Genomic DNA, 9,413 nt, shown 5'->3' with positions numbered 1-9,413 from the left:
CCCTGCCCTGCCGAGGCCGGGGACGTGCTTTTCTTTAGCTACCTGACGATCCATGGCAGCGGCATCAACGCCAGCAGTGAGGCACGCACCACGCTGCTCATCCAGATGCGCGACCCGCTCGATCCGCCCTGCATCCGCACGCACGAGAGCCGTGGTCAGGGCATGATGCTCGCGGGCGTGGACCCGTCGTGCTGCACCACCAAACCCCTCTCCGACGACTTCAACGACAATCCTATTCTGAGAGTCAATGGCACAGCAATGGGCGGCAGTGAAGTGACGATGGGTGGTGAGGTCAAAATGGGCGGCTAAACGCGCTGCGGCCCGGCGGACTCTTGCGAATCCACCGGGCCGCTCACGTCGAGGAAGCCTCGCCTCTGGGAGTCATCATGACCCATGAGACAAGCTCACGAGCTAAAATCAGCCCGCGAGACCCCCTCGGAGACTATGACTGTTGTGCATGCCACCACCTCCTTGTTCTTGAGATACATCCATTGTAGGCTAAAGCGAACTTTAGGTCAAGGGGTATATCAGGTAAAATGCCCCCATGTCTTGCAATCGTCTTTTTTTAGCACTTGCCGCCCTGGGCCTTGCCACTGTGCCCGCCCTTGCGCAGCGCGGGGGCGGGGGGAATCCCTTTGCGCCGCCCGCCGCCAAACTCCAGTACGCCCCCGACCGTGACTTCGACCTCCAGCATCTGAAAGTGGAGCTAGATATTGACTGGCCGGGCCGAAAGTTCACCGGCGCGTCCACGAATACTGTCGCGCCGCTACGCCCGGGGCTGAGTGTATTGCACTTCCATGCCGGAAAAAATATCGAGGTCAAGACCGCTCAATCAGGAGGTAAGAGCCTGAGCTTCACCCGCGAGGGCGACATTGTCTCCGTGAGCTTCCCGGCTCCCCTGGCAAAAGACAAGCCCCTGCTGGTGCGCTTCACCTACGCGGGCGGAGCGATTCAGGGCGGCGGCTTTGGGCAGGGCGATGGCTTCCACTGGATGAATCCCAACGACCAGAACAAAGAGAAGCAGGGGTTCTGGACCCAGGGCGAGACTGCGGGCAACCGCGAGTGGGCCGTGACCTGGGACTACCCCAACGATCTCACCACCACCGAGACCATTACGACCGTTCCGGCGGAGTGGAGTGTCGTGAGCAACGGCCTGCCCGTAGATGAGAAAGTGGTCAATGGACGACGAATCTCCCACTGGAAGATGAGCCAGCCGCACGCGACATATCTTATGGCAGTGGTCTCGGGGCCCTTTGATATCAAAAAAGACAAGTGGCGCGATGTGCCGCTCTGGTATGTGGTGCCCAAAGGCTACGCGGATAAGATTGATGCCAGCTTTAGCGACACTCCCGACATGCTGGAGTTCTTCTCCAACATCACTGGTGTCAAGTATCCCTGGCCCAAGTACGCCCAGAACGCTATGTACGACTTTGGCGGCGGGATGGAGAACGTCTCCTCAACGACGCTCGGGATGGGCAACCTCACCGACTTCCGTTCGGGTTTTCGTAACATGGCGAGCCTGAACTCGCACGAGCTAGCGCACCAGTGGTTCGGGGACTTAGTGACCTGCAAAGACTGGGGTGAGGTCTGGCTCAACGAGAGCTTTGCGACCTTTATGGAGGTGCTCTACTTTGAACATAGCCGGGGTAAGAACTCCTACGACCGCGAAGTAGACGGCAACATGCGCAGCTACTTAAGCGAGGCGAGGCGCTACAAGCGCCCGGTCTCGACGAATCTCTACCGCGACCCCGAAGTGATGTTCGATAGCCATACCTACCCCAAGGGCAGCGTGATCCTGCATACCTTACGCCGACAATTAGGCGATGCGCCGTTCTTTGGAGGGATCAAGAAGTACCTTACCCAGCACCGCCACACGCCCGTGGAGTGGGAGGATCTTTGCCGCGCCTTCACGGACTACAGCGGGATCAACTGCGAGCCCTTTTTCCAGCAGTGGCTCCTCAAGCCCGGCCACCCGGTGCTAGAGTATTCCTGGAGCTGGGACGAGGCAGCCAGCGAGGTCGTGGTCACGGTAAAACAAACCCAGGACACCAGCGACGGCACCCCGATCTACATGATTCCCGCCAAGATCGGCCTAATCCGCGAGAGCCTAAACCGGGTCAATGTCACTCTCAACGCCCCCGAGCAGATCATTAAGATCAAGGCCCTCTCCAAGCCCGCCGCCGTGCTCCTGGACCCGGATCACGATTTTCTACGCGAGCTCAAGCACGAGTTTGCCCCCGACGAGCGCCTGGCGATTCTCAAGCACGCTCCGGTCGGGCTCGATAAAACCGTCGCAATGCAAGCCCTTTTCGCTGACAGCCCCTCCGAGGAGGTGATTCAAGCCGTCGCCGCCCTCGGAAAGTCCGATACGCTTCGGTTCCCGGCGCTCGCCAGCCTCGATGGCCTAGGGCGTCTGGAGCGTGAGGATATGCGTGGCCTCTGGCGTGGTCTGTTGATGCACGTGAGTGATGCGCGTCGTGGTGATGCCATCCGGGCGCTGGGCAAGCTCAAGCATGACCCCGCCGATGCCAAGCTTCTCATCGCGCTGCTCACCCAGAAAGAGACCTACGCCAACTGCGCCGCGATCGCGGGCACTCTCGCCGCCTGGGATGATAAAGCCTACGCCACGGAGATCGAGAAGGCCAAGAAGCTCGGACAGCGGCCTGCTCGCGGGCGGTAGGGAGATGGCCCAAAGGGCGGACGAAGTTATGGATAAAGTCAAGTTTGGGGTGCTGGGTTGCGCCCGTGTGTTTGAGCGCCGGATGGCTCCGGCGCTGAAAAGCGCGGGCAATGCCGTGCTGCACGCGGTCGCCTCACGCTCGCTTGAGAAAGCACAAGCCACCGCGGGGAAGCACGGCGCGGCCAAGGCGTACGGCAGCTACGACGCGCTGCTTGCCGACACGGATATCGAGGCAGTCTACATTCCTCTGCCCAACGACCAGCACGCGGAGTGGACGGTGAAGGCGCTGGCTGCGGGCAAGCACGTGCTCTGCGACAAGCCGCTGGCACTCAGTGTGTCGGAGGCGGAGTGGATGGCGGGTGCGGCGGCGGCGTCTGGCTTGCGGCTGATGGAGGGTTTCATGTACCGGCATCACCCGCAGCATAAAAAGGTATTCGAGGTACTCCGAAGCGGCGCAATTGGCGAGCCCGTGCACTTTCGTGGGATCTTCACCTACCCGGCCACGGCGGACCACGCGGGTATCCGCTGGAACCCCGCGCAGGGAGGCGGCGCCTTTCTCGATGTCGGAGTCTACCCGCTCAACGCCGCCCGCTGGCTGCTGGAGAGCGAACCAACCGAGGCAAAAGCCATTGCCATTACCGATCCTACATCGGGCGTAGATAGCCACACGGCGGCGCTTCTCGCGTTTCCCAATAACCGTACGGCGAGCCTAATCGGGGGCTTTGACCAAGCGTTCACCAGCCGCTACGAGCTAGTCGGGCGTGAGGGAAGTATTACCGTAGAGCGGGCATTTCAAGTGGGTGAGAGCGGCGTGCGCGTGCTTGTGCGTGCCAACAACTCCGACACCGAAGAGGCATTCTTTTTCGAGCACACCGACCAGTTTCAGTTAGAAGTCGAGCACTTCGCCGCCTGCATCCGGAATTCGGAACTTTCTTTAGAGCCCGGTGAAGATGGGGTAGCTCAGGCTAGAGCACAAGCGCTTGTACTCTCCTCCCTATGATAAAATAATGAGGTGATTCTATGATTCTAGATCGCATTACCACGGATACCAAGCGTATGAACGGTCAACCCTGCGTCCGTAATTTGCGGCTCACTGTTCGCCGTGTTCTGGAGGTCTTGAGTACCTACCCAGATCGTGGCGAGCTTTTTGAAGAGTATCCTGAGCTGGAAGAAGAAGACATTCGTCAAGTTCTTCTCTTCTCCGCAACGCGGCTGGAAGACAAAGTTATCTCTCTGAACGCATGAAACTCTTGCTTGATCAAGGACTGCCGCACCGCAGTGCGGCTCTGTTACGTGAGCAAGGCTACGATGTGGTTCATACCCGTGAAATTGGAATGGCTGAAGCGACCGATGAAGCGATTCTGGAGCGAGCGCATCAGGAGGGACGAGCCGTGATTACCCTGGATTCCGACTTTCACACGCTACTCGCCCGCTCGGGAGCAATCGCCCCTTCCGTCATTCGTATTCGTGTCGAGGGGCTGCGTGCCGAACCGATGGCTCAACTAATCTTGCAAATTCTAGCGAAGATCACTGAGGATATTGCAGAGGGAGTGGTTGCCAGTGTGGATGCCACCTACAAGATTCGTCTGCGCAAACTACCGCTTTAGGCTCGGGCTCGGCGGCGCGGTTTACCAAAGAGCGGCGTAATGCCCCCGCTACCCAAAGGGTGCCCCGCCGTGGGGATATAAGCCGCGTCGCCTTTCCGAAGGCGACAGATACTTGATTATTGTGTTGAATTGCGGTACACTTTCTGTATGAGCGTGATTTGCTTAAAATATAGAATCCTTCCAAACAGAGCGCAAGAGACGGTTTTGAACCGAACTCTTGAGATTTGCAGAGAAGTCTATAACAGCCTCGTAAATCAACGCACAGCACTGTATGACATACAAAAAGAAACTGTATCTCTGTATCGGCAGCAAGCGGAAGTCAGCAAGTGGAAACAAGAGCATTCAGAACTTAAAACTATTCATTCACAGGTTCTTCAGAACGTCGCAGTTCGAGTTGACCTCGCTTTTCAATCCTTCTTTCGACGGGTAAAAGCAGGAGATACACCCGGCTATCCAAGATTGAAAGGGATTGGGATTTATGACAGCATCACCTTTCCACAAGCAGGCATAACTGGATGCAAACTAACCGAGAACTCTATCTATATCTCTAAGATTGGTACTGTCAAAGCCATCATTCACCGAAAACTTGTCGGTAGTATCAAGACCTGCACGATTCGACGGCAGGCAGGCAAGTGGTTCGCTTGCTTTTCCTGCGAGTATGAGCCTACACCTCTCACTGAATCTAAAGAATTTGTCGGTATTGATGTCGGTTTGGAGAAGTTCGCGGCTCTCTCCGATGGTTCGTTCGTGGAGAATCCGCGTTTCTTCCGCAGGGACGAGAAAGCCCTTGCGAAAGCCGGACGGAGGCAGGCTAAGACTAAAAAGCGTTCTGCCGAGCGGCGAAAAGCCAACAAGGTTCTGTCTCGGATTCATGAGCGGATTCGGAATCGCCGCCATGACTTTGTTCATCAGTTAGCAAGAAGCCTTGTGAATAAGTTCGGATTGATTGCTGTTGAGAAGTTGAATGTCAAAGGCATGGTGAGGAATCATTGCCTCGCTAAATCTATATCCGATGCGTCATGGTCTATGTTTCGCGCTGTATTATCGGGCAAGGCTGAGAGCGCCGGTCGGATAGTAGCGGAGATAAACCCTGCGTACACGAGTCAGACGTGTTCTCAGTGTGGAAACGTCGCTAAAAAGAAATTGAAAGAGCGCTGGCATCACTGTCCGATGTGCGGGTTGTCTTTGGACAGAGATACCAACGCCGCTTTCAATATTCTAAAAGCCGCTGTGGGGCTACACAGCATCAATGGTTAACCATTGCAGAAGCCGCCGAATTTATTCGTGCGGAGTAGTCACGTTCCGAGGACTAGAGCACAAGCGCTGATCCGGAGCCAATAACGGGAAGGCTCTCGGTATCTAGCTGTGCAATCGCGCCGATCAGCAGGCGGCGTAGGCGGATACCCGTCTCGGCCATGACGGCTTCCACGCCCGTGTGGCTGATCTCCCCCTCCCCGATCCCTGCCCCCAGGTTGGTGACCAGCGAGATGCCCGCGTAGTGGATGCCCGCCTCGCGTGCCAGAGTCGCCTCGGGGATGCCGGTCATGCCCACCACATGCGCCCCCCACGACGCAAAAAGCCGCACTTCGGCTGCTGTCTCGTAGCGCGGCCCATCGGCGCACAGATAGATCCCCCCATCCCGGACATCTTCCCCCACGACGAGTAGCGCCTGACGCAGCGGCTCCGAGTAGGGCCGCGTGACATCGGTGTGAACGGGCGTCTCGTCAAAAAACGTCTTGCCCGTGCGTGTCAGGCAAAAGTCAATCAGATCATCGAGAACCACCAGTGTCCCTGGCCCCCAGTCCGCGCGCAGGCTCCCCACTGCCGTGGTCGCAAACACGGCTTTAACATCAAGCTCCGCCAGTGCGGCGATATTGGCGCGGAAGTTGATCTTGTGCGGCGGCAGCCTGTGCCCTCCGCCGTGCCGCGCCAGAAAATACACCGTCTTGCCCGACAGCACGCCCCGCACCACTTCGGCGTCCCCCCAGCGAGTGCTTACTAAAACCCGCTCTGGCGTGCCCTCCAGCGGAAACTGCCCGACCCCTGTTCCCCCAATAATTGCGATGCTCATAACCCTCCTAGCCCTCATCCGACAGAGGAATTATATCAACGACTGTCCAGTGCTGCGCCGTATTGATGACCCGTGTCTGTCCAAGCGTGCGCTCCCCGGCGGCTTCGTGAATATGGCCACAGACGATGAGCTTGGGTTCATTTGCGACGATATAGTTCGTGAGTTCCCTTGAGCCCAGATGCGTGTCGCCGCTGAAGCGATCCCAGCTCGCGTCGCAGAGCCCGTGCGGCGGGCCATGTGAGAGGACAATGTCCACGGGCTCGAAGGCGTAGGCGGCGCGCTCGACTTCGGGATCTGCCGTCATAAAGTCCCAGTAGCGAGCGAGCTGCGGCGCGTTGTAGCACGGCGAGCAGCTCACGCCGTGCAGGCGAAACGGGCCGAGCGCGACAGTTTTATCGAGAACGCAGTGTGTTTGCGGAATATCAGCGTACTCGGTGCCGTCAAAATCTAGGTCGTGGTTGCCGGGAATCCAGTAAAAGGGGGCGTGGGCCGCCTGCCCGGAAACCCACGCCCGACTCTCTAAGAAGCGCTCCTGCCCCGACCTCCCCGTGTCCGTGATGTCACCGGCGCAGAGGATCACGTCTACGGGTGGGTAGTGAGCGGAATCGAAGTTACGCCACTGGCAGTGAATATCCGAGAGCAAGAGAAGACGCATGAATCTATTTTAGCGTTTTCTGCATCGTTGACAAGAGGTATACCCTGGTAGTAAGATGGGGACAGAGTGAACACCCATCCCTTTGTTTCTGGCTGGTGTACAGCGTGTGGTCGCCGACGTGGCAACGACGGGCGCTGTGTCAACTGCGACCCCTGGTGGACATCCCCACTGATTCAGGTGGGTGGTCCCCTTGTTGCCGTGGGCTCGATTCTGCTGATTGGCCTGGCAATTGCGCTCACTCCCCCTAAACCAGATCCGGCGGTAGCTTCCTCGGGGTACTCTTCCCAACCGGCTCTGAGTCCGTTTTCGGCACCGGTTCCCTCGCGCAACACGCTTTCTCTAGGCCCGCTCTCGCCGCCACAGTTTCAGCCATCTCCTGCCCTAGCCCCGATCCCAAAGCTCCCGGAGTCGTTCTTTGCCGCGCCTCCCAATCCCGATGCGGCGATGCTGGAAAACTTTGAGCAGCTCCGCTACCAAGTACGCGTTGCCAGTAACCAGATGCGGCTGCGCAACGAGTTTGGGGCACGCAGTGAACAAAACCCACGTTACCAGCCGAGAACTCCCACTATGGGTATAAACTCCCAGCCCATGATGAACCCGAACCTCTGAATTCCGTGAATCCCGAAAGAATGTATGCAGCGTTTTGATGATCCTCGCCACGAGTCCACCGACGAGTTAGATGCTATTTTCCCCAGCACAGCGCTCTGCTTGCGCCTGAGGCGCAAGGGCCGGGATCAGGACGAGCTGGTCGTCCACCGTGACGAGGCATCGGCAGAGGACTTTGTCTTTCTGTTTGAGGCACTCGACGATGCACACGACTATGCTCTGATGGCACGTGATGCCTTGGGAATCTTCCCTCAGATTATTCGGGTCAACCTGAGGGCGCTGCACTTTCGCACCGCTCGCTTCAAACCCGCCGCCGGTGCCCCACTCGATCTGCCTCTGCGTGTTTAAAGTTTAAAACCACCTAAAAATGGTTCCAGCACATCACAGGAGTGGAAGGAAGTAGGGCCGAGAGCTGCGTAAATGCGCCCTCGTCGTGCACGACAACGCGGCCCGCCCGGCGCAAGCGCTCCAGCCCAGGGCTTCCCCAGAACGCCTGCGAGAAGCTCTGAATATCGAAAGTAAGCTGTGCTGTCTGCGTCGTCCGTGACGCGCTGACTCTCCCCCCCTCGACACGCACCTTCCAGACCCCTGTGTTCCAGTCCGCGTGCGAGTCCGTGACAGCGAGTGTGAAGGCGCAATCAGACTGTGCGGTTCGCAGTGCGGAGAGCGCGGTGGCCACCTCCACCACACGCCCCATGAAGACAGGCTGCATTTTCAGCTCTATATCCCAGTGCATACTGTGACAGAGCAGTGTCGTGTCTGCCGGAAGCACCACGGCTCCTCGCTTGGTCTGCACCCCAAGATCCCGCAGAAGGGCAAGTAGCGCTCTCTCACTCTCGGGCGTGGCGGCGATATACTCGCGCAGCTCCCCCGCCCCATCGCCCGACGGGTAGCGCCAGAGCAAGTAGCCTCCCTCCGTGACATAGGCATAGGTCAGCCGCTTATCATCGGCGGCAAGAAGGCCTGGGAAATTGCGTGAGCCTGCCGTAAATGCCCCTCGGTAGCGCGAGGCAGCACTCTGATAAACCTCGGCGAGATGCGGAACCGCTGCCTCAGCGGAGAGACGCTTTGCCTGGCGCTTGCTTGCGGGAAGCTCGCGCAGTGGCAGGGTTACCTCGTACTTCTCGCCCACCCAGCCCCAGCCGTAGTGCCCGTAGAAGCTAAAGGCGAACGGATAGAGCGCGGAGACAAGCTGCCCCGCCTCACGCATCCGCACCAGCGACTCACAGAGCAACCGATCCACGTGCCCCTGCCCTCGCGCCTCGGCATAGGTAGCCACACCCGCAATGCCCCCCATCGCCAGCTCGCCGATGACAGCACCAGGCCAGTAAACCGTGAAGGGACAGGTCGTCAGAGCGGAGTAGATCTCCTCTCCTTCAAACATTCCGATTGTCTCTTTTGAGGGCTCTTTAGGCTCCGTAGGAGGCTCCACCACCCCTCCTCGGCCAAAGGCATGGCTCATGAGCTGGCGATGAGCCAGATAGTCAGCGGAAGTAAGAAGACGCAGTTCAGACATACCCCGCAAGTTCGACAGGAATGCCATTTTTTCCTTGACAGGGAGGTTAGGCGTGATACAATACCTCCCGTTGCACTCGTAGCTCAGCGGATTAGAGCATCTGGTTGCGGTCCAGAAGGTCGCAGGTTCGAGTCCTGCCGGGTGCACTTAGGGCATCTTTTCCCGAAACTCCCACCGAGCCAGCCTCAATTTGAGGCTGGCTTTTTGTTATCTTAGCCTGCACTGAAATGTCAGAGAGAACCGTGGTAGTGAATTGCTTCTTACCCTGGATCTCGATA

At 58.2% G+C, this 9,413-nt stretch carries 11 protein-coding genes and 1 tRNA gene; 9 read left to right on the top strand and 3 right to left on the bottom strand.

The annotated features are described in order from the left end of the window. The 6 genes from ACH2ED_RS02115 to ACH2ED_RS02090 all read left to right on the top strand — a co-directional run. On the top strand, positions 1 to 309 hold a 309-nt coding region (locus ACH2ED_RS02115; RefSeq protein WP_395088538.1), incomplete at its 5' end, for a phytanoyl-CoA dioxygenase family protein. Positions 310 to 544: 235 nt separating this feature from the next. Then, positions 545 to 2,680 (top strand): M1 family aminopeptidase, encoded by a 2,136-nt coding sequence (locus tag ACH2ED_RS02110; RefSeq protein WP_395088537.1) that lies wholly within the window; start codon positions 545 to 547, stop codon positions 2,678 to 2,680. A 28-nt stretch (positions 2,681 to 2,708) separates the two neighbouring features. Further along, positions 2,709 to 3,680 (top strand): Gfo/Idh/MocA family protein, encoded by a 972-nt coding sequence (locus tag ACH2ED_RS02105; protein ID WP_395088536.1) that lies wholly within the window; start codon positions 2,709 to 2,711, stop codon positions 3,678 to 3,680. 20 nt (positions 3,681 to 3,700) lie between these two features. Continuing rightward, positions 3,701 to 3,925, top strand: a complete 225-nt coding sequence (locus ACH2ED_RS02100) for a DUF433 domain-containing protein (protein ID WP_395088535.1) — start codon at positions 3,701 to 3,703, stop codon at positions 3,923 to 3,925. Then, complete coding sequence (locus ACH2ED_RS02095) at positions 3,922 to 4,287, top strand: DUF5615 family PIN-like protein (protein ID WP_395088534.1); 366 nt, start codon at positions 3,922 to 3,924, stop codon at positions 4,285 to 4,287. The genes ACH2ED_RS02100 and ACH2ED_RS02095 overlap by 4 nt, the downstream gene beginning before the upstream one ends. Before the next feature lie 147 nt (positions 4,288 to 4,434). Continuing rightward, the gene (locus tag ACH2ED_RS02090) at positions 4,435 to 5,544 is read left to right on the top strand and encodes an RNA-guided endonuclease InsQ/TnpB family protein (protein ID WP_395088533.1); all 1,110 of its coding nucleotides are present in this window, start codon (positions 4,435 to 4,437) and stop codon (positions 5,542 to 5,544) included. A 52-nt stretch (positions 5,545 to 5,596) separates the two neighbouring features. Here ACH2ED_RS02090 and ACH2ED_RS02085 read toward each other — a convergent pair whose 3' ends face one another. Then, complete coding sequence (locus tag ACH2ED_RS02085) at positions 5,597 to 6,358, bottom strand: MTAP family purine nucleoside phosphorylase (RefSeq protein WP_395088532.1); 762 nt, start codon at positions 6,356 to 6,358, stop codon at positions 5,597 to 5,599. A 7-nt stretch (positions 6,359 to 6,365) separates the two neighbouring features. Beyond that, positions 6,366 to 7,013, bottom strand: coding sequence for a metallophosphoesterase (locus ACH2ED_RS02080; RefSeq protein WP_395088531.1), 648 nt, complete (start codon positions 7,011 to 7,013; stop codon positions 6,366 to 6,368). A 66-nt stretch (positions 7,014 to 7,079) separates the two neighbouring features. Between ACH2ED_RS02080 and ACH2ED_RS02075 the strand changes: the two genes are divergently transcribed. Beyond that, positions 7,080 to 7,622 carry a hypothetical protein gene (locus ACH2ED_RS02075; protein WP_395088530.1) on the top strand — a complete coding sequence of 181 codons (543 nt, stop codon included), beginning with the start codon at positions 7,080 to 7,082 and terminating at the stop codon, positions 7,620 to 7,622. Between the two features lie 24 nt (positions 7,623 to 7,646). Then, entirely contained in the window at positions 7,647 to 7,967 is a 321-nt protein-coding gene (locus ACH2ED_RS02070) for a hypothetical protein (protein WP_395088529.1), read from the top strand. 13 nt (positions 7,968 to 7,980) lie between these two features. Here the strand turns inward: ACH2ED_RS02070 and eis are convergent, their stop codons facing one another. After that, positions 7,981 to 9,135 carry an enhanced intracellular survival protein Eis gene (eis, locus tag ACH2ED_RS02065; protein ID WP_395088528.1) on the bottom strand — a complete coding sequence of 385 codons (1,155 nt, stop codon included), beginning with the start codon at positions 9,133 to 9,135 and terminating at the stop codon, positions 7,981 to 7,983. A 72-nt stretch (positions 9,136 to 9,207) separates the two neighbouring features. On the opposite strand from eis, the gene ACH2ED_RS02060 reads away from it, so the two are divergent. Then, positions 9,208 to 9,281, top strand: a tRNA-Arg gene (locus tag ACH2ED_RS02060). Positions 9,282 to 9,413 lie beyond the last annotated feature (132 nt).

This window comes from Armatimonas sp. (assembly GCF_043757465.1).
Lineage (GTDB): Bacteria > Armatimonadota > Armatimonadia > Armatimonadales > Armatimonadaceae > Armatimonas.
This window is presented reverse-complemented; position numbering and strand designations above follow the sequence as displayed.